Origin of the sequence: Aurantiacibacter aquimixticola, from assembly GCF_003605475.1 — a bacterium.
Taxonomy (GTDB): domain Bacteria; phylum Pseudomonadota; class Alphaproteobacteria; order Sphingomonadales; family Sphingomonadaceae; genus Alteraurantiacibacter; species Alteraurantiacibacter aquimixticola_B.
Map to the genome: position 1 here is coordinate 146,782 of NZ_RAHX01000001.1, position 17,265 is coordinate 164,046.

Sequence of the window (17,265 nt, forward strand, 5' to 3'; positions counted from 1 at the left end):
CGCTCGACCATACAGGCGACAGCAGATTTACCGATGAAACGCACGCACCTGCCTCTCAACGCCTTGCGCGTCTTCGATGCCGCAGCCCGGCATCTCAGCTTCACCCGTGCGGCGGACGAGCTTGCGGTGACGCCGGCCGCGGTCGGCCAGCAGATCCGCGCGCTGGAGGATGTGTTAGGCGTGGTGCTGTTTCGGCGCACATCCAGAGGCCTCGAGCTGACCGGCGAAGCGGCGGCAGGCCTCGATGCGCTTCGCGAAGGCTTTCTTCGCTTCGAGGAAAGTGTGCAGGCGATGCAGGCGGGGCAATCGAGTTCCAATTACGCCATCGCCGCCCCGCGCGAGTTCTATGCGCAATGGCTTGCACCGAGGCTCGCAAGATACCGTGAAGCCAATCCCGACATCCGCATCCAGCTCACTGCAGACGAGAATGCCGATTTCGCCGAGACCAATCTCGATTTCGCGGTGCGGCTGGTGGATGGACCGGGCGACATGGAAGGCGTGCGCCTGACCGATGGCTGCAAGGTCGCCGTTGCGGCGCCCGGTGCGCCGGATAGCTGGATCAGCTGGCCGACATACGAAGCGCCCGAAGGCGCCAAGGTCGGGCTGCAAGTCGGTAATTCCGGGCAGGCTCTGGCATCGACGCTGGCCGGCCTGGGCCGCGTCTGGCTGCCCCTCCCGCTCGTTTCGGACGCGCTCGCCGAAGGGCGGCTCGAAGCGCATAGCGAAGAAGAGGATTGCCGCCGCGCCTATTGGCTGGTCGCGCCGCGCCCGCAATGGCGGCAGGCCAAGGTGAAAACGCTGGTCGCGCACCTCACGAAGGACGGCACGAGCGAAATCGCGGATTAAGCATTTGCGCCCTAGCAAGGGCGATATCGCGGCGGTATCATCCGCTGCACGGTTTTTCACGAAGGGGGAAAAGATGCGTTTCACAATTTCAAAAGCGGCCCTGCTGATCGGTGCCGCCATGCTCATCGCGCCGACCGCAGCGCACGCCCAGTCGCGCGATCTCGGCACGGCCGCGACGGGTGAAGCGAGCTACGATGGCGCGCTCGATAACGCCGCCGCCAGCTATACGCTGACCATTCCCGCCAACAGCGTAACGCAGATCGACGTGATCTCGACCTCCGATCTCGATCCGATGGTGACGATCACCGATGCCGCGACCGAAGAATTCATTGCCGAGGACGACGATGGCGGCGACGAGTTGAATTCGCGTTTGCGCATCCGCGGCGGAGAAAGCGGTCGCCGGGTCAATATCGTGGTCAACAGCTTCGACGCCGACTGGCTCGAAGACGGCGAGACTTATGGCGGCACCTTCCGGCTGGCATTGGACACCGAACCTTTCGTAGCTCCCGTCACCCGTGCGGTGACCTATGGCGCCCGCGAAACGGGCACTGTGGAAGGCGAAGAAAATCTCTTCACCTTCCGGGCCGATGCGGGCGACATGATCGAGGTGGCGCTGCTGTCCGAGGGAGACCTCGATCCTTATCTCGAACTGCGCGACGGCAATGGCGAAACCATCGCCTCGGATGACGATGGCGGGCAGGGCCTCAATTCCCTGCTGGTGCACACTTTCGAAAATGCCGGAACCTACACCATCGCTGCGCAAGGCTTCGGCGAGAGCCAGGGCGAATACACGCTTCGTGTCCGCGATCGCCGCGAGCGCAGCGCGCAACTGCCGCTGCAGGTCATCGGCATAGAGGATGAGGCGAGCGGCGAACTCGGCTCCAGCTGGAACGACACCTCGGCATTCATGCCCTCGCAGATCGACTACCAGCTGAGCGACGCGGCGAAGGCCGCCATTCGCAGGGGCAATGGCGAAGTGACCATTCGCATGAACGCGGTGGAGGCCGCCGATCCGGATTTCGGCGGCGAGATCGATCCCTATGTCGAAGTCGGCTTCGAGACGCCGCTGGGCTTCGCCGTCGCCGCGACCGATGATGATGGGTCGGGCACGCTGGATGCCATGTTGCCGCTGGATCTCGGCACGCTGGCGGACCATCCCGATCTGCTCGACATGCTGCGCATTCGCGTGAGGGCCTTCAGCGGATCCGGAGGCAATTACACGCTGACGCTGAGCGAGGGCATGGAAGCGAGGGCAATTCCGAACGAGGATGCGGGCATCATGCTGGAAGCGCTCGACTGACAGCCAGGACGTCGGCCCGACCTGCAACGAACAAGGGCGGGGGCAACCTCGCCCTTGTTCGCGTCTTGGTGGATCAGCCGGTGGCTATCCGCGCGGCATGATCCTTCACCAGCGCAATCATGTTCGGCACCCCTTGGGTCCGGTTGCTGCTGAGCTGATTCTTGAGATCGAAAGGTGACAGCGCCTCCGCGATGTCCATCTGCGAGACCTCGGGTGCAGGCTTGTCCTGCACGGCGGCAATCACCAGCGCCACGATGCCCTTGGTGATCGCCGCATTGCTGTCGGCCAGGAAGTGCAGCTTTTCCATGTCGCCGGTCGGATAGACCCAGACCTGTGCTGAGCATCCGCGCACCAGCGTGCTCTCCGTCTTGAGCGCATCGGGCATTTCGTCCAGCTCGCGGCCAAGCTCGATCAGCAGGCGATAGCGTTCATCGCCTTCGAGAAAATTGTATTCTTCGTGAATGTCCTGGAGAGTGCGCATGGCTGCGCACTTAGTGTCTCTTCATCAGAGGTCCACCCCGCTGGCGATCGCTTCGAGCTTTCGGATGCGTTCTTTGAGGTCGGCGATCTCGATGCGGGCCATGCCTTCGGGAGATCCGCCTTCAAGCTCTCGCGGCAGGCGATGCATCTCCAGCTCGCGGTTCTTCAGCGCGAGCCAGCCTTGCCAGCCGAGCAGCATGGTGCCTGCCAGCACTACCAGCCCGACCAATGCGGTTGCGGCCAAAATCATGTCGATCTGCATTTTCAGGGCCTCCCTGGCCAGTGTGACGTAAGTGCGCTCAGTCCTTGTCGCGCAGCTTCTCGATTTCCTCCGCGGTGCGGCGCGAGGGATCGGTGGCGATCCGTTCCAGTACCTTCACACGCTCTCGCAACTGCTCGACCTCGTTCTGCAATTCCGCCTCGCGCTCGGTATTGGCAGGTGGCAGCGGATCGCCGCGGCTGTCTCGCACGATTCCCTGCGCGGAATCGTGCCGCCGGGTCCAGATGGAGTAGGCTATCCCGGCAAGCGCCAGCAGGAAAAGCATGGTCCAGAAACTCATCGTGCGGCTTCTCCTTCATTGCTGAGTTCGCGCAAATTCTCGATCTGACGCGAAAGATCGGTGGAGGGGTCGGTGACAATCCGCTCCAGCACGCGCATCCGGTCTTCCAGATGCTGCTGCGTCTCGTTTGGAAGCGCGGCTTGCTGCGCTTTTGCCTCCTCGATCCGTGCCTCGAGTTCGAGCTTGCGCTCGGCGTGCTCCTGGACGCGCTTGTTGACGAGGTAGGCGAAGGGCAAGACAATCGCGGCGGCGATCAGGACGAAGGCGAAGATGCCCATCAGGTTTGGGTCCATCATCTGGTCTCCATCGACTTGCTGCGAAGCGCCTCGATCTCTTCGGCGAGTTCGGTTGGGCGATCCGTAGCGATGCGTTCGAGGACGCGGACCCGTTCTTCCAGCGAGCCGGTCTGTCCTTCATCGATGATCCGCAAATTGCGCGATGCGCGCCGCTTCATCAGCAGCCAGGCACCACCCGCACCTGCCGCTACGGCCAGCGAGGCGATTTGCAGCGCGTCGAAAACAAGGGCGGTGTCCGGGCCGAACATCAGTTGGCGTCCTTGCCGGAGCGCAGGTTCTCGATCTCGTGCGTCAGCTGGTAGCCGCTATCGGTGACGATGCGCTCCACATTGGCGAGGCGATCCTTCATCGATCCGAGCTCGGCGCGCAGCTCTGCATTTTCTTGGGTTAACAGCTTCACCCGCTCGATCGCCTGATCGTTCTTGGGATAGATGGCCTTACCCCAGCTGTTCTCCAGCGGATAGCCATTCTTCACGCGGATCCAGGTAGTGAAAACCCATCCCGCCACACCAGCGATTCCGATGACGGTAAGCAATTCTGTCGTGATGAGATCAGGCATCAGGCGCGTTCCTTCTTGTTCAGCTCAAGCGGTATCCCGCTATCTTCGGCACGGGGGCGCGGCGTATCGCGCAGCGCTTCGATTTCCTCGGCAACGGTGTAACCCTTGTCTGTGACGATGCGTTCGAGCACGACCATGCGGTCCTGCATCTTCTCCATCGTTTCGAGCAGATTGGCGTTCTGTTCTTCCAGGCGCCTGGTCTCCGCACTGTCGGCGCGCTCGGTCTTGCCGCCCCACTCGTCTTCGAGCGAATAGCCGTGCTTCGCGCGGATCCAATTGTTGACCAGCCACCCAACCGTGCTGAGGGCGATGATCGCGATCACGAATGCGGGGCCACCGAAGTCCATTACACCTGCTCCTTCTTGGCGAAGTCCATCGGCACACCGCTGCTGCGGTCCTCGACCGATTTGGTGTCGCGCAGCGCTTCGATCTGCGTCGCAATATCGTAGCCGCGATCGGTGACAATGCGTTCGAGCACCTGGACGCGGTCTTCCAGCGCGGTGATCTGACTTGCATATTGTGCCGCTTTCTCTGCGCTTTGACTGCTGACGGCCTCGAGCCGCTTCTCTTCAAGCTTGCTCCGTTTCGAAATCCATACGATCCCCAGCACCATGATAAACGGCGCAAGCGGGATCATCAGTGCGAGTATACCTTCCATTTAGTCCTCCCTGAATTCGTGTTTCAGCGCAGTTCTTCGATCTGCTGCGTCAGGCGCGGATTGGAGCTGACATAGTAGCTCTCGACCTCGGCCAGGCGGCGATCGACGTCCTTCATCTGTCCGCGGATTTCGCGGGCGGTGCGCTTCGGGTTCTGCCGTACGCGCTGCCAGTACTGCGTCTCCTGCGGATCGGCGGAGTAAAGGTGCGCGGGCTTCTTGTTCAGCAACAGGCCCATCAGGATATAGATCGGGATGATGAGCGGACCGAGGAAGGCAAGAGTGCCGAACACGGTCGCAAGCCTGATCCAGAATGCATTGACGCCGGTATAGTCGGCGATGCCGGAGCACACTCCCATCAGCTTTGCATTCTGCTTGTCGCGGTAAAGCGTGGTGCGCGGGCTGTTCATCGGCGGGCCTCCTTCTTCTCGGCGAGCATGTCCTCAAGCTCGCGCAGCTGGACGTTGTCCGTTTCCTTGTCGTGCTGGATGCGCGGCTTCTGGAATTCGGGATTGTCCATCGCGACCAGCCGCTCCACCGTGTCCATCCGTTCGTCGAGCCGCTTGGCGAGGCCGTAGAGATCTTCAAGCAGGGCCTCATCGTCCGTCGTGATGGTGGCGGCAGTTTTCCATCTGGTCACATAATGCATGATCAACCACGGCAAACCGATGAAAATGGCCGGTACAATAATGATTTCGCTGGGAAACATGCGTTAGCCTTCCTTCTTCGAAGCGTCGCTGCCCTTACCGAGCGCGCGCTTCATTTCCTCCAATTCCTCGTCCACCTTGTCGCCGCCTTCGAGGGCAGCGAATTCGTCGGCGAGGCTGTTGCCACCGGTCCCATCGGCGATCTTTAGCGAGTCGGCGCGCCCTTCGGCGTAGTCGACCCGGCGTTCGAGCTGGTCGAAGCGGGTCAGCGCCTCGTCCACGCGTTCATTCGTCATCAGGCTGCGCAGCTTCACGCGGTTTTCCGCGCTTTCCAGGCGAGCCGCGATCTGGCTCTGCCGGCTGCGGGCTTCGCGCAGGCGATGCTGCAGCTTGGCGATGTCCTGCTCGTAAGCGCGCAGCGCATCGTCGAGAACCGCCATCTCCTGCTTCAGCTGGTCGATCATGTCGGTCGCCTTGCGCTTTTCCAGAAGCGCGGCGCGGGCGAGATCTTCGCGATCCTTGCTCAGCGCCAGCTGGGCCTTGTCCGCCCAGTCCAGCTGCAGCCTGTCCAGCTTGGCAGCGTGACGCTGCATTTCCTTCTGATCGGCAATGGTACGCGCGGCGCTCGCCCGGACCTCGACCAGCGTTTCCTCCATTTCGAGGATGATCATGCGGATCATCTTCGCGGGATCGTCCGCCTGATCGAGCAGTTCGTTGAAATTGGCAGCGATGATATCGCGGGTACGCGAGAAAATGCCCATCCAGTTACCTCCGGTATTAAGAGCGCGCGCGGTGGGGGTGGGGCTGGTGCGCAGGCGGTCGATCTCCTGATCGAGCTTCGATCCCACGCGCTTCAGCCCGTCGCCCACCGGCGTGAGGGGGTTCTTGTTATCGCTCACGCCAGTGCCACCGAAGCGGTAGCGCTCAGCATGGTGTCGGCTCCCGCGACATCCTGCTGAATCTGCGCGAACACGGTGAATGCGATCATCGCGACGACACTGACCAGTGCGGCATGGCCGACTTTGCTGGTGAAGAAACTGCCATCGAACATCGTCTTGGTCCTCCTGAAACCCTTGCTGTCTCATGGTTTGCAACGGGTGTGCCAGTTTGCAGGATTGGCGGATTTCCGGGGTTTTTTGCTCGACAGCGAAAATGCGTCGTGGTTTCTGTTGCCAAGATGTGGGAAATTTCGCTACATCTTAGGTCGTGGAGCAGAAAAGCCAATTCATCGGCCAGTCCGGCGCCTTTCTCGACGCGGTCGAGCGGGCCAGTCGCGCGGCGCCGATGGCGCGCCCCGTACTGGTAATCGGGGAGCGCGGGACGGGCAAGGAACTGATCGCCGAACGTCTTCACCGCCTCTCCGATCGCTGGGAAGAACCGCTCGTCATCATGAATTGCGCGGCGCTGCCCGAAACCCTGATCGAGGCCGAACTGTTCGGCCATGAGCAGGGCGCTTTCACCGGTGCTACCAGAGCGCGGGAGGGCAGGTTCGAGGAAGCCGACCGGGGCACATTATTTCTCGACGAACTGGGCACACTCTCGATGGGCGCGCAGGAGCGGCTGCTGAGGGCCGTCGAATATGGCGAGGTGACGCGCATCGGCTCCAGCCGCCCGACCCGCGTCGATGTCCGTATCGTCGCGGCAACAAACGAGGATTTGCAGGCCAAGGCCGAGCGTGGCGAATTCCGCGCCGACCTGCTCGACCGGCTGAGTTTCGAAGTCATCACTCTTCCGCCGCTGCGCGTGCGGGAGGGCGACATAGAAGTGCTCGCCGATTATTTCGGTCGGCGGATGGCGGCGGAGCTCGGCTGGGAGCAGTGGCCCGGGTTTGCCGATCATATCGCGAAAGACATGGAGCAACATCCCTGGCCCGGAAACGTGCGCGAACTGCGCAATGTGGTGGAGCGCGCGGTCTATCGCTGGGACAATTGGGAACACCCCATCGGTGAGGTGGTGTTCGACCCGTTCGACAGCCCGTGGAAGCCGCTGACCTCGCCCGCGCAGAGACCGCAGCAAAGCGAACCCACGTCCCCCGCGCCGACGCCACCCACGCCGCGCCTCGACAAGATCGACGACCTGCGCGGCGCGGTCGACGCGCATGAGCGGACTATCGTAGAGCACGCACTTGGCGCCAATCGCTGGAACCAGCGCCAGACGGCCAAGGCGCTGGGCCTCAGCTACGATCAGCTGCGCCATTGCATCAAGAAACACGGGCTTATGCAGGACGATGGCTGAGGCAGTGTAATTGCTGTTGCGTTTGCGCGCACCGGCTCCTACATAGCGCTCATCCCGGCATTGTCGTGACACTGAAGGGCTGGCGCCGAGAGGGGCCGGCACCGGAAAGCTGTTCCCGCAATGCCAACCGAACGGAGACCGAGTGGCCGATATTGCGCGCCTGACAGAAGTGATCGGACCCGAAGCCGAAGCGCTCGGCTTCGAACTCGTGCGCGTGAAGATGACCGGCTCCAGCGATGAGCGCACTCTCCAGGTGATGGCGGAAGATTCGGCGACCGGGCAGTTGGTGGTCGAACAATGCGCGCAGCTTTCGCGCCGCATTTCGGAAAAGCTGGACGCACTTGAAGAGGAGGGCATCGTCCTCGTCGAAGGTGCCTACAATCTCGAAGTGAGCAGCCCGGGTATCGATCGTCCGCTGACCCGCGCGAAGGATTTCGCCGATTGGGCGGGGCACGACGCCAAGCTTTCGCTTTCCGAGAAAGTGCACGGCCACCGCAAGCTTTCCGGTAAGCTGATCGGCATCGAAGGCGAAACGGTTACGATAGAGGACAAGAGTGCCGGCCGTGTAGACGTGCCGCGCAAACACATTCATTCGGCGCAGCTTATCCTGACGGACAAGTTGATCGCCGCTACGCAGCCGCTCGACCTGTCGGGCGTCGAAGATATCGAAGAAACAGACGAAGAAGAGGTCCAGGACTGATGGCCAGCCCCATTTCGGCAAACAAGGCGGAACTCCTCGCCATTGCGAATGCCGTCGCATCGGAAAAGATGATCGACAAGAGCATCGTGATCGAAGCGATGGAAGAAGCGATCCAGAAGGCCGCCCGCGCGCGCTTCGGCCAGGAAAACGACATCCGCGCCAAGCTCGACCCCGTCAACGGCGATCTGCGCCTGTGGCGCGTCGTCGAGGTGGTCGAAGAGGTCGAGGACTATTTCAAGCAGGTCGATCTGGAGCAGGCGCAGAAGCTGGAAGACGGCGCGAGCGTCGGCGATTTCATCGTCGATCCGCTGCCTGCGATGGACGATCTCGGTCGCATCGATGCACAGAGTGCCAAGCAGGTGATCTTTCAGAAGGTCCGCGATGCCGAGCGTGAGCGCCAGTTCGAGGAATTCAAGGATCGCGGCGGCGAAGTCATCACCGGCGTGATCAAGTCGGTCGAATTCGGCCATGTGATCGTCAATCTCGGCCGCGCCGAGGGCGTCATCCGCCGTGACCAGCAGATCCCGCGCGAAGCCGCCCGTGTCGGCGAACGTATCCGCGCGCTGATCATGAAGGTGGAGCGCAACAATCGTGGTCCGCAGATCTTCCTCAGCCGCGCGCATCCCGATTTCATGCGCAAGCTGTTCGCGCAGGAAGTGCCCGAAATCTACGATGGCATCATCGAGATCAAGGCCGCAGCCCGTGATCCGGGCAGCCGCGCCAAGATCGGCGTCATCAGCCACGACTCCAGTATCGACCCCGTCGGTGCCTGCGTCGGCATGAAGGGCAGCCGCGTCCAGGCCGTCGTGCAGGAAATGCAGGGCGAGAAGATCGACATCATTCCCTGGAGCGAGGATACGGCGACCTTCGTCGTCAACGCGCTCCAGCCCGCGACCGTCAGCCGCGTGGTACTTGATGAGGAAGAAGGCCGCATCGAAGTGGTTGTTCCCGACGATCAGCTGTCGCTTGCCATCGGTCGCCGCGGCCAGAACGTGCGCCTCGCCAGCCAGCTGACGGACAGCCAGATCGACATCATGACCGAGGAAGAAGCTTCGGAGAAGCGCAGCAAGGAATTTGCCGAGCGTTCCAAGATGTTTGAGGAAGAGCTGGACGTCGATGAAACGCTTTCGCAGCTGCTCGTCGCCGAAGGCTTCGTGGAGCTGGAAGAGGTCGCTTACGTCGAGCTCGACGAGCTTGCCGCGATCGAAGGCTTTGACGACGAACTGGCGGAAGAGTTGCAGAGCCGCGCCAAGGAAGCGCTCGACCGTCAGGAAGAAGAGCACCGTGCCGCTCGCCGCGAGCTGGGCGTCGACGATGCGCTGGCGGATATTCCGCACCTGACCGAGGAAATGCTCGTCGTGCTGGGCAAGGCCGGGATCAAGGATCTCGACGATCTGGCCGATCTCGCGACCGACGAGCTGATCGCAAAGAAGCGCGAAGCGCCGCGCCGCCGGCAGTCGCCGGATGCCGGCCCGCCCATGCGCCGCGATCGCCCGATGCGAGAGCAGGACAAGGGCGGCGTGCTCGGCGCCTACGGTCTTTCCGAAGAGCAGGGCAACGAGATCATCATGGCCGCCCGCGCGCATTGGTTCGAAGACGAGGAGCCGCAGGCGGCTCCTGGGGGGTCCGAGGACGAGGAAGAGGCCGCTCCGGCTGCCGCTTCCGAGACCCAAGCAGAGGAGGCCGCAGATGCGGAATCCTCCAAATGATCCATTAGGTTCGCCTAAAGCCGACGACGCGCGCTCTTCCGAAAAGGGGAGCGAGCGGCGCTGCGTGCTGACCGGGAACAACGGGTCGCGCGACGAGCTCGTGCGCCTGGCGCTCTCGCCCGATGGCGATGTGCTGCCCGATCCGCTGGCCAAGGCGCCGGGGCGGGGGGCATGGATCGGCGTCACCAAGGCCGAACTGGCCGAGGCGATCGCCAGCGGAAAGCTGCGCGGTGCACTTTCGCGTGCATTCAAGACAGGGCAGCTTTCCATCCCGGAAACGCTCGCGGAACTGACCGAGCAAGGCCTGACCAAGGCGTTTCTTCAGCGGTTAGGGCTGGAAATGCGCTCGGGACGTATCATCTTGGGATCCGACAGGATCCGGGACGACGCGCGGATGGGCAAGGTCGCCGCGCTTTTTCACGCAAGCGATGCGAGCGAGGACGGCCGGCGCAAGCTGGACCAGGCCTGGCGGGTAGGGCGCGATGAAGAAGGTTCCGGCCTTCGCGGCACCGTCCTGCCACTGGACCGGGAGGCCCTGTCTGTGGCATTGGGCCGCGACAATGTCGTCCACCTGGCGCTGGTCGATGCGAAATCGGCCGGACGGGTCGCGATCCCGCTGGGACGCTTGCAGACCTTTCTGGGGGCCGCTCTGGCGGCAGGGACTAGCGATGGTGCTGGTGGCGATGATGCTGCCCGCGCCGAAGCATGAATTGATATTTGTAGGAACTTGAAGAGCTTATGAGCGAAGAGAACGACACACCGAAACGCACTCGCAAGCCCCTGGGGCTGAAGCGTTCGGTCGATGGTGGCGAGGTCAAGCAGACCTTCAGCCATGGCCGCACCAACAAGGTCGCGGTGGAAGTGAAGCGTCGCCGCAAGCTCGTGAAGCCGGGCGAAGCCGCACCGCCGCCGCCCCCGCCGCCGCCTCCCCCGCCGCCCCCTCCGGCAGCGGCGAAGCCTGCGCCGAAGAAGCCCGCCGCCTCCGACGAGACGCCGCAGGAGCGCGTCGCTCGCCTCCAGCGCGAAGCCGAGGAAGAGCGGCTGCGTCTGGCCGAAGAAGCGCGCAAGCGCGACGACCAGCAGGCCAAGAAGGCTGCCGAGGACGAGAAGAAGCGCGCCGAGGACAACGCCAAGGCCAAGGAACAGGCCGAAAAGCAGGCCGAGGTCGATGCCAAGGCGGAGGCGAAGGCCGAGGCCGCTGCGGCGAACGAGGCTGCCGATGCGTCTGCCGCGCCTGCCGATGATGCGAAGGCACCCGCCGCGCGCAGGTTCACGCCCGTTGCCCGGCCGGAGCCAAAGCGTCCGCCCAAGCGCGAAGAGAAACCCAAGCGTGGCGGCCCGGCAGAACGTCCGGACAAGCGCCGTTCCGGCAAGCTGACCGTCAACAAGGCGCTGAACGAGGACGAAGGCCGCCGTGCCCGCAGTCTCGCCGCGCTCAAGCGTGCGCGTGAAAAGGAGCGCCGTGCACAGGGCGGCGGCTCCAGCCAGCCGCGCGAGAAGCAGGTTCGCGACGTGATCGTGCCCGAAGCCATCACTGTGGGCGAGCTCGCCAAGCGGATGGGCGAGAAGGGCGCGGACCTCGTGAAGGAGCTGTTCAATCTCGACATGATGGTCACCGTCAACCAGACGATCGACCAGGACACGGCGGAGCTGCTGGTCGAACAGTTCGGCCACAATATTCAAAAGGTCTCCGAAGCCGATGTCGATATCGACACGACGGTGGACGAGGATCCCGAAGAGACGAAAAAGGCGCGTCCGCCGGTCGTGGCCGTCATGGGCCATGTCGATCACGGCAAGACCAGCCTGCTCGACGCGCTGCGCAAGACCAATGTGACGCGCGGCGAGGCGGGTGGCATCACTCAGCATATCGGCGCTTATCAGGTGACGACGAAGGACAAGTCAAAGATCACCTTCCTCGACACGCCGGGCCACGCCGCCTTCACCGAAATGCGCGCGCGCGGTGCCAATGTCACCGACATCGTCGTGCTGGTGGTGGCCGCGGATGACGGCATCATGCCGCAGACGATCGAGGCCATCAATCACGCCAAGTCGGCCAATGTCCCGATCATCGTGGCGATCAACAAGATCGACAAGCCGGAAGCCGATGCGCAGAACATTCGCACCCGCCTGCTCGAACACGAGGTGATCGTGGAAGAAATGTCCGGCGATGTGCTGGACGTGGAAGTCTCCGCGACCAAGGGCACGGGTCTCGACGATCTGATCGAGAAGATCGCGCTGCAGGCCGAACTGCTCGAACTGAAGGCGCGGCCCGATCGCGATGCCGAGGCCACCGTGGTCGAAGCGCAGCTGGACAAGGGCCGCGGGCCCGTGGCCACCGTGCTCGTCAATCGCGGCACCTTGCGGCGCGGCGACACCTTCGTCGTCGGCACGGAAAGCGGCAAGGTCCGCGCGCTGGTCAATGATGCCGGCAAGCAGATCAAGGAAGCCGGGCCGTCGACACCTGTCGAGGTTCTGGGCCTTGGCGGCGTTCCTGCCGCAGGCGAAACGCTCGCCGTGGTCGAGAACGAGCAGCGTGCCCGCGAAGTGGCGCAATATCGCCAGGAAAAGGCGACAGAAAAGCGCACCGCTCTCGCGCCGACCAGCTTCGACACGATGTTCAACACCGCCAAGGTCATCGAATGGCCGGTCGTGGTGAAGGCCGACGTGCAAGGCAGCGTGGAGGCGATTACCAACGCGCTGCACAATCTTTCCAATGACGACATCAAGGTCCGCGTGCTGCATGCGGGCGTGGGTGCCATCACGGAAAGCGATGTAACGCTGGCGGCGGCTTCCAAGGCTCCGATCATCGGCTTCAACGTGCGCCCGAACGCGAAGGCGCGCGAACTGGTGAAGCGCGACGGCGTGCGGATGATGTATCACGATGTGATCTATCACCTCACCGACGAGATCACGAAGGACCTGCTGGGCGAGCTTGGCCCGCTCAAGGTCGAAAACGTGGTCGGCCGTGCCGAGGTCAAGGAGGTCTTCAAGTCCGGCAAGCGCGACAAGGCCGCCGGTCTGCTGGTGGAGGAAGGTGTCATCCGCAAGGGCCTGCACGCCCGCCTCACGCGCGAGGACGTCATTGTCTCCGCCACCACCATCGCGAGCCTTCGCCGTTTCAAGGACGATGTCGACGAAGTGCGCGCCGGCCTCGAATGCGGCGTGGTTCTCGAGGATACGAACGACATCAAGGCTGGCGACCAGCTCGAGGTGTTCGAGGTGAACGAGGAAGAGCGGACGCTTTGATGGAAACTCCCCTCCCGCTTGCGGGAGGGGCCGGGGGTGGGCCAGTCCCGAGCCGTCCGAACCCACCCCGCTGCGACTAGGCACCGCTTCGCGGCACCAAGTCTCACTGCCCCTCCCGTTCATGGGAGGGGATGGAGTTAGTTATGGAAAGCCCGGCAAATATTCTGCAATGGCCCTCGGCAAAGCTGATGGGCGCCGAGTTCGTCTCATTGGACGAACAGAGCGGCACGGTGGAAATGGCGTTCACGCCGCCCGCCGAGTTCGCAAACATGCGCGGATCGGTGCAGGGCGGCCTGCTGGCAGGTCCGATGGACGAAGCGATGGGCGCGGCTGTCTATGCGGCGACCAATGGCGGGTTGCAGCTGACGCTCGACATCAATCTTTCCCTGATGCGCCCCGTGCCGATGGAGCGCATCACGGTGAAGGCGAAGGCGGTGAAGACCGGTCGCCGCGTGACCTTCGTCGAGGCCGAACTGTTCGACCACGAAGGCAAGCTCTGCGCCCGCGCCACGGCTACCACGATGATGACCGGCTGGCCGGGAGCTGAAAAGGGGCCGGACGCCTGATGCCCCGCCATACCGCCCCCGAAGACCAGTCCGTTCGCCTCCTCAAGGTGGGAGAGCGTGTGCGGCACATTCTGTCCGAATTGCTCGCGCGTGGGGAAGCGCATGACGATGTGCTGCGCGCTTCCAACATATCGGTCACCGAAGTGCGCATGTCGCCCGATCTGCGCAATGCGAAGGTCTATGTGAAGCCGCTGCTGGGCGAGGACGAGGCGACGGTGGTAAAGGCGCTGCGCGGCAATACGGCGTTCTTCCAGCGCGAGGTCGCCCAGCGCCTCGGCCTGAAATTCGCGCCCAAGCTGCAATTCCGCGCAGACGAAAGCTTCGACGAGGCGAGCCGCATCGATCAGCTGCTCGACGATCCGAAAGTGCGGCGGGATTTGGAGGAAGGCTAGAGAGCCGTCTTTGCGAGCGACCGTAGGTCGCGCGGCAATCCAGTCCCATGCGCTACAAAACTCTGGATTGCCGCGTCGCTTCGCTCCTCGCAATGACGCAAGGCAGCTATGCCTCCGCATATGGCAAAGCTCTACTTTTACTATGCCAGCATGAATGCGGGCAAATCGACCACGTTGCTGCAGGCCGATTTCAATTATCGCGAGCGTGGCATGAGTACGATGCTGTGGACCGCCGCGATCGACAATCGATCCGAGCAGCCCATCGCAAGCCGGATCGGCCTTTCCGCCGATGCCCGCCGCTTCACCCCCGGCACCAACCTGTGGCGCGAAGTCACCGCCCGGCACGAGGACGACCCGCTCGCCTGCGTGCTGATCGACGAAGCGCAGTTCCTCACAGCCTTGCAGGCTTGGCAATGCGCGCGGCTGGCGGATGAGGCGGGCATCCCGGTGCTATGCTACGGCCTTCGCACCGATTTTCGTGGCGATCTCTTCCCCGGCTCCGCCGTGCTGCTGGGGATTGCTGACTCGCTCGTCGAGCTGAAGGCGGTCTGCCATTGCGGGCGCAAGGCGACGATGAATCTGCGCGTCGATGAGAGCGGCGATGCCGTGGGCGAGGGCAGGCAGACCGAAATCGGCGGAAATGAGCGCTATGTCGCTTTGTGCCGCCGCCATTTCGCAGAGCAACTCGGCATGTATCGCTAGAAAAGACAAAGGCGCCGCCCGTGGGCAGCGCCTTCGCTATGCTGTTCCGGCCAGTGGCGGCTTCAGCAATTGCCTTCCACGCCATCGGCGCAGTCACCGACGGATTCGACGTCTTCCACAGCGCCGTCGATGGTGTTGCAGGCGGGCAGGAACGCAGCGGTTCCGGCAAGGGCAAGGGCGGTAAGAATTTTCTTCATATGCTCTCTCCTATGCGCCGATCTTTCGCGCTCGACGCGCGGGATCGGCGTGAATTTAATGTTTCGTGAGAGTGGCGGTTCCGCTGCGGCGCGTCAGAACATGCCCATTTCCAGCCCGGCCGCGAGCGTTTGGCCGAGTTCGTGCGCAGATGAAAGGTCCGCCTTGTCGATTGTCTTGTCCGCCAGGATCGCCTCTTTCGTCTGCGCGCCGACATTGACGATCTTCGTGTCGGCCACGCGTTTCAGTCGCCAGCCGGTGGCGATCCGTTCCAGCTGTGCCTGGGCGTTGCTGCCATCCGATCCGGCGCAGATCATGGCGGCGTAGGGTCGGCCTTCGATGTGGCCAAGCACCTCGTAATAGGTCCGGTCGAAGAACGCCTTCATCACTCCGGCGATGGCGGCGAGGTTTTCGGGGCAGGCAAAGATGTAGCCATCGGCCTCTAGCAGGTCAGCGGACTGTGCGTCCTCCGCCTCGAGAAAGCGCACATCGACACCGCTAGCCTCGTTTGCGCCATCTCGCGCTGCCTCAGCCAGTTGGCGGGAGCCGCCGGTGTGGCTGTACCAGACGATCAGGAGCGTTTTCATCCGCTTCCGGGAAGGGCATCCAGGAACACGCCGACACCCGGGCCGAGAGGCAGATCGAACACCACCCACGTGACGGTGACCGCAACGCCCGCCGCCATGATGCCGATGAAATAGGGCATCATCATCGCGGTCAGGCTGCCCAGGCCGAAATGGCGATTCCAGCGCTGGCAGAATATCAGGATCAGCGGAAAATAGACCATCAGCGGCGTGACGATGTTTGTCGCGCTGTCTCCCACCCGGTAGGCCGCGGTAGTCATTTCCGGCGAGATGCCGACCAGCATCAGCATCGGCACCAGCACCGGGGCGAGCACGCTCCACTTGGCGCTGGCAGAGCCGATCAGCAGGTTGAGTGCCGCGCCGAAGAACAGGATCGCGACCAGCATCGCCCACATCGGCAGGCCGCTGGCCTTCAACGCGTCCGCCCCCGTCACCGCCAGCACCAGCCCCATGTTCGACCAGTCGAACATCGCGACGAAATGCGCCGCCACGAAGCTGAGCACGAGGTAATAGGCCATGTCCTTCATCGCACCCGACATCATCTCGATCAGGTCGCGATGATCGCCGATCGTTCCCGCCGCGCGGCCGTAGACATAGCCAGGCACCAGAAAGACCAGCAGGAAAAAGGGCAGCAGGCTGCGGTAAAGCGGGTTGAGCTGCGCTTCTGCCGGAGCGTCGGGATCGACCAGCGGCGCGACCGGCCCGATGGTGAGAAACACCCACAACGCCGAGAGCGCGAGAGCAGCCAATGCGGCATTTCGCAGGCCGCGCTTCTGCCCGGCAGTGATGTCCTCCGGCCCATCCTCGGTCGGCGCATCGTCCCCGGCCAGCGCGCTATCATAGGTGCCCAGCCGCGGCTCGACCACGCGGTCCGTTACATACCAGATCACCGGCAGGTAAGCGCACAGCATCGCCGCGATAAAATACCAGTTGCCCGCGATGTTGACCGTGTAGTCGCCGAACACGGTCTGCACCGCCGCCTCGGTAATGCCCAGCAACAGCGCGTCGAGCTGGCCCGGCATCAAATTCGCGCTGAACGCGCCCGACACGGCGGCGAAGCTCACTCCGATGCCGACCAGCGGGTGCCTGCCCGCGGCATGGTAGATGATCGCAGCCAGCGGGATCATCACGACGAAGGCCGCATCCGCTGCGTGGTTCGCCATCATGCAGGCGAAAGCGACAGCCGGAGTGAGCCAGAACCGCGGTGCCTTGGCGACGCTCGCCTGCATCGCCGCGGCGAACAGGCCGGAACGCTCCGCCACGCCAGCGCCAAGCATCACGGTCAGCACCATGCCGAGCGGCGGGAAGTGGGTGAAGGTTTCGGGAACGAGAGTGAGCAGGCGGCGCAGGTTCTCGGTCGAGAGCAGGCTCTCCACAATTACGATGCGGTTGGTGCCGGTTTCCGGGTCGATCTCGGCAGGGTGGGCTGCGGACCATCCGGCGAGGCTGGCGATCACGGACAGCGCCACCAGCACGCCGATGAAATAGACGAAGAGCAGCACCGGGTCGGGCAGGCGGTTGCCCGTCCGCTCGACCCACCCGAGAAAGCCTTGCTGCGCTGTTGGCGCGGTCGTGCTGCTCACCTGTCCGCCC

Annotated in this window: 25 protein-coding genes; 11 read left to right on the plus strand and 14 right to left on the minus strand. The window is 63.3% G+C overall.

Features of this window, described 5'->3' with window-relative positions:
* Window positions 1-33 precede the first annotated feature (33 nt).
* Both D6201_RS00760 and D6201_RS00765 read left to right on the plus strand, forming a co-directional pair.
* Window positions 34-846 carry a LysR family transcriptional regulator gene (locus tag D6201_RS00760; protein ID WP_120046973.1) on the plus strand — a complete coding sequence of 271 codons (813 nt, stop codon included), beginning with the start codon at window positions 34-36 and terminating at the stop codon, window positions 844-846.
* Window positions 847-919: 73 nt separating this feature from the next.
* Window positions 920-2,146, plus strand: coding sequence for a PPC domain-containing protein (locus tag D6201_RS00765; protein WP_120046974.1), 1,227 nt, complete (start codon window positions 920-922; stop codon window positions 2,144-2,146).
* A gap of 73 nt (window positions 2,147-2,219) precedes the next feature.
* Here D6201_RS00765 and D6201_RS00770 read toward each other — a convergent pair whose 3' ends face one another.
* From D6201_RS00770 to D6201_RS12875, 12 genes are all read right to left on the minus strand, one after another.
* Complete coding sequence (locus D6201_RS00770; RefSeq protein ID WP_120046975.1) at window positions 2,220-2,627, minus strand: SufE family protein; 408 nt, start codon at window positions 2,625-2,627, stop codon at window positions 2,220-2,222.
* Between the two features lie 24 nt (window positions 2,628-2,651).
* Window positions 2,652-2,888: a hypothetical protein gene (locus D6201_RS00775; RefSeq protein WP_120046976.1), complete on the minus strand. Its 237-nt coding sequence runs from the start codon at window positions 2,886-2,888 to the stop codon at window positions 2,652-2,654.
* Window positions 2,889-2,925: 37 nt separating this feature from the next.
* Window positions 2,926-3,186 carry a hypothetical protein gene (locus D6201_RS00780; protein WP_120046977.1) on the minus strand — a complete coding sequence of 87 codons (261 nt, stop codon included), beginning with the start codon at window positions 3,184-3,186 and terminating at the stop codon, window positions 2,926-2,928.
* Window positions 3,183-3,482 carry a hypothetical protein gene (locus D6201_RS00785; RefSeq protein ID WP_242447377.1) on the minus strand — a complete coding sequence of 100 codons (300 nt, stop codon included), beginning with the start codon at window positions 3,480-3,482 and terminating at the stop codon, window positions 3,183-3,185. Before D6201_RS00785 ends, D6201_RS00780 begins: the two co-directional genes overlap by 4 nt.
* On the minus strand, window positions 3,479-3,730 hold the full coding sequence (locus D6201_RS00790) for a hypothetical protein (RefSeq protein WP_120046978.1): 252 nt from the start codon (window positions 3,728-3,730) through the stop codon (window positions 3,479-3,481). Before D6201_RS00790 ends, D6201_RS00785 begins: the two co-directional genes overlap by 4 nt.
* Window positions 3,730-4,041, minus strand: coding sequence for a hypothetical protein (locus D6201_RS00795; RefSeq protein ID WP_120046979.1), 312 nt, complete (start codon window positions 4,039-4,041; stop codon window positions 3,730-3,732). Before D6201_RS00795 ends, D6201_RS00790 begins: the two co-directional genes overlap by 1 nt.
* Window positions 4,041-4,388, minus strand: a complete 348-nt coding sequence (locus tag D6201_RS00800; RefSeq protein WP_120046980.1) for a hypothetical protein — start codon at window positions 4,386-4,388, stop codon at window positions 4,041-4,043. Before D6201_RS00800 ends, D6201_RS00795 begins: the two co-directional genes overlap by 1 nt.
* Entirely contained in the window at window positions 4,388-4,699 is a 312-nt protein-coding gene (locus tag D6201_RS00805) for a hypothetical protein (protein WP_120046981.1), read from the minus strand. Before D6201_RS00805 ends, D6201_RS00800 begins: the two co-directional genes overlap by 1 nt.
* A gap of 23 nt (window positions 4,700-4,722) precedes the next feature.
* Window positions 4,723-5,106, minus strand: a complete 384-nt coding sequence (pspC, locus tag D6201_RS00810; RefSeq protein ID WP_120046982.1) for an envelope stress response membrane protein PspC — start codon at window positions 5,104-5,106, stop codon at window positions 4,723-4,725.
* Window positions 5,103-5,405, minus strand: coding sequence for an envelope stress response membrane protein PspB (pspB, locus tag D6201_RS00815; protein WP_120046983.1), 303 nt, complete (start codon window positions 5,403-5,405; stop codon window positions 5,103-5,105). The genes pspC and pspB overlap by 4 nt, the downstream gene beginning before the upstream one ends.
* A gap of 3 nt (window positions 5,406-5,408) precedes the next feature.
* Window positions 5,409-6,167, minus strand: coding sequence for a phage shock protein PspA (gene pspA / locus D6201_RS00820; protein WP_422664711.1), 759 nt, complete (start codon window positions 6,165-6,167; stop codon window positions 5,409-5,411).
* Window positions 6,168-6,238: 71 nt separating this feature from the next.
* On the minus strand, window positions 6,239-6,394 hold the full coding sequence (locus D6201_RS12875) for a hypothetical protein (protein ID WP_165853464.1): 156 nt from the start codon (window positions 6,392-6,394) through the stop codon (window positions 6,239-6,241).
* Between the two features lie 155 nt (window positions 6,395-6,549).
* Between D6201_RS12875 and pspF the strand changes: the two genes are divergently transcribed.
* From pspF to D6201_RS12880, 9 genes are all read left to right on the plus strand, one after another.
* Window positions 6,550-7,578: a phage shock protein operon transcriptional activator gene (pspF, locus tag D6201_RS00825; protein WP_120046984.1), complete on the plus strand. Its 1,029-nt coding sequence runs from the start codon at window positions 6,550-6,552 to the stop codon at window positions 7,576-7,578.
* A 142-nt stretch (window positions 7,579-7,720) separates the two neighbouring features.
* Window positions 7,721-8,278 (plus strand): ribosome maturation protein RimP, encoded by a 558-nt coding sequence (gene rimP / locus D6201_RS00830; protein WP_120046985.1) that lies wholly within the window; start codon window positions 7,721-7,723, stop codon window positions 8,276-8,278.
* Window positions 8,278-9,987, plus strand: coding sequence for a transcription termination factor NusA (nusA, locus tag D6201_RS00835; protein ID WP_120046986.1), 1,710 nt, complete (start codon window positions 8,278-8,280; stop codon window positions 9,985-9,987). Before rimP ends, nusA begins: the two co-directional genes overlap by 1 nt.
* Window positions 9,968-10,696, plus strand: a complete 729-nt coding sequence (locus tag D6201_RS00840; protein ID WP_120046987.1) for a DUF448 domain-containing protein — start codon at window positions 9,968-9,970, stop codon at window positions 10,694-10,696. Before nusA ends, D6201_RS00840 begins: the two co-directional genes overlap by 20 nt.
* Window positions 10,697-10,725: 29 nt before the next feature.
* Window positions 10,726-13,233, plus strand: coding sequence for a translation initiation factor IF-2 (infB, locus tag D6201_RS00845; protein ID WP_120046988.1), 2,508 nt, complete (start codon window positions 10,726-10,728; stop codon window positions 13,231-13,233).
* Between the two features lie 143 nt (window positions 13,234-13,376).
* Window positions 13,377-13,799, plus strand: a complete 423-nt coding sequence (locus D6201_RS00850) for a PaaI family thioesterase (protein ID WP_120046989.1) — start codon at window positions 13,377-13,379, stop codon at window positions 13,797-13,799.
* Complete coding sequence (rbfA, locus tag D6201_RS00855; protein ID WP_120046990.1) at window positions 13,799-14,191, plus strand: 30S ribosome-binding factor RbfA; 393 nt, start codon at window positions 13,799-13,801, stop codon at window positions 14,189-14,191. Before D6201_RS00850 ends, rbfA begins: the two co-directional genes overlap by 1 nt.
* Window positions 14,192-14,311: 120 nt before the next feature.
* A complete protein-coding gene (locus D6201_RS00860; protein WP_120046991.1) occupies window positions 14,312-14,893 on the plus strand; it encodes a thymidine kinase in 582 nt (193 codons plus the stop codon).
* Between the two features lie 20 nt (window positions 14,894-14,913).
* Window positions 14,914-15,159 carry a hypothetical protein gene (locus D6201_RS12880; RefSeq protein WP_165853465.1) on the plus strand — a complete coding sequence of 82 codons (246 nt, stop codon included), beginning with the start codon at window positions 14,914-14,916 and terminating at the stop codon, window positions 15,157-15,159.
* Window positions 15,160-15,183: 24 nt separating this feature from the next.
* Here D6201_RS12880 and D6201_RS00865 read toward each other — a convergent pair whose 3' ends face one another.
* Complete coding sequence (locus D6201_RS00865) at window positions 15,184-15,675, minus strand: flavodoxin family protein (protein ID WP_120046992.1); 492 nt, start codon at window positions 15,673-15,675, stop codon at window positions 15,184-15,186.
* Window positions 15,672-17,255 (minus strand): AbgT family transporter, encoded by a 1,584-nt coding sequence (locus D6201_RS00870; RefSeq protein WP_120046993.1) that lies wholly within the window; start codon window positions 17,253-17,255, stop codon window positions 15,672-15,674. Before D6201_RS00870 ends, D6201_RS00865 begins: the two co-directional genes overlap by 4 nt.
* Window positions 17,256-17,265 lie beyond the last annotated feature (10 nt).

Coding starts and splice junctions, on each gene's coding strand:
- infB (WP_120046988.1), top strand. CDS start 10,726: ATGAGCGAAGAGAACGACACACCGAAACGCACTCGCAAGCCCCTGGGG.
- D6201_RS00765 (WP_120046974.1), top strand. CDS start 920: ATGCGTTTCACAATTTCAAAAGCGGCCCTGCTGATCGGTGCCGCCATG.
- D6201_RS00775 (WP_120046976.1), bottom strand. CDS start 2,888: ATGCAGATCGACATGATTTTGGCCGCAACCGCATTGGTCGGGCTGGTA.
- D6201_RS00860 (WP_120046991.1), top strand. CDS start 14,312: ATGGCAAAGCTCTACTTTTACTATGCCAGCATGAATGCGGGCAAATCG.
- pspC (WP_120046982.1), bottom strand. CDS start 5,106: ATGAACAGCCCGCGCACCACGCTTTACCGCGACAAGCAGAATGCAAAG.
- D6201_RS00770 (WP_120046975.1), bottom strand. CDS start 2,627: ATGCGCACTCTCCAGGACATTCACGAAGAATACAATTTTCTCGAAGGC.
- D6201_RS00795 (WP_120046979.1), bottom strand. CDS start 4,041: ATGCCTGATCTCATCACGACAGAATTGCTTACCGTCATCGGAATCGCT.
- D6201_RS00780 (WP_120046977.1), bottom strand. CDS start 3,186: ATGAGTTTCTGGACCATGCTTTTCCTGCTGGCGCTTGCCGGGATAGCC.
- D6201_RS00760 (WP_120046973.1), top strand. CDS start 34: ATGAAACGCACGCACCTGCCTCTCAACGCCTTGCGCGTCTTCGATGCC.
- nusA (WP_120046986.1), top strand. CDS start 8,278: ATGGCCAGCCCCATTTCGGCAAACAAGGCGGAACTCCTCGCCATTGCG.
- rbfA (WP_120046990.1), top strand. CDS start 13,799: ATGCCCCGCCATACCGCCCCCGAAGACCAGTCCGTTCGCCTCCTCAAG.
- D6201_RS00790 (WP_120046978.1), bottom strand. CDS start 3,730: ATGTTCGGCCCGGACACCGCCCTTGTTTTCGACGCGCTGCAAATCGCC.
- D6201_RS00800 (WP_120046980.1), bottom strand. CDS start 4,388: ATGGACTTCGGTGGCCCCGCATTCGTGATCGCGATCATCGCCCTCAGC.
- D6201_RS12875 (WP_165853464.1), bottom strand. CDS start 6,394: ATGTTCGATGGCAGTTTCTTCACCAGCAAAGTCGGCCATGCCGCACTG.
- D6201_RS00865 (WP_120046992.1), bottom strand. CDS start 15,675: ATGAAAACGCTCCTGATCGTCTGGTACAGCCACACCGGCGGCTCCCGC.
- D6201_RS00805 (WP_120046981.1), bottom strand. CDS start 4,699: ATGGAAGGTATACTCGCACTGATGATCCCGCTTGCGCCGTTTATCATG.
- pspB (WP_120046983.1), bottom strand. CDS start 5,405: ATGTTTCCCAGCGAAATCATTATTGTACCGGCCATTTTCATCGGTTTG.
- D6201_RS00840 (WP_120046987.1), top strand. CDS start 9,968: ATGCGGAATCCTCCAAATGATCCATTAGGTTCGCCTAAAGCCGACGAC.
- D6201_RS00785 (WP_242447377.1), bottom strand. CDS start 3,482: ATGATGGACCCAAACCTGATGGGCATCTTCGCCTTCGTCCTGATCGCC.
- D6201_RS00850 (WP_120046989.1), top strand. CDS start 13,377: ATGGAAAGCCCGGCAAATATTCTGCAATGGCCCTCGGCAAAGCTGATG.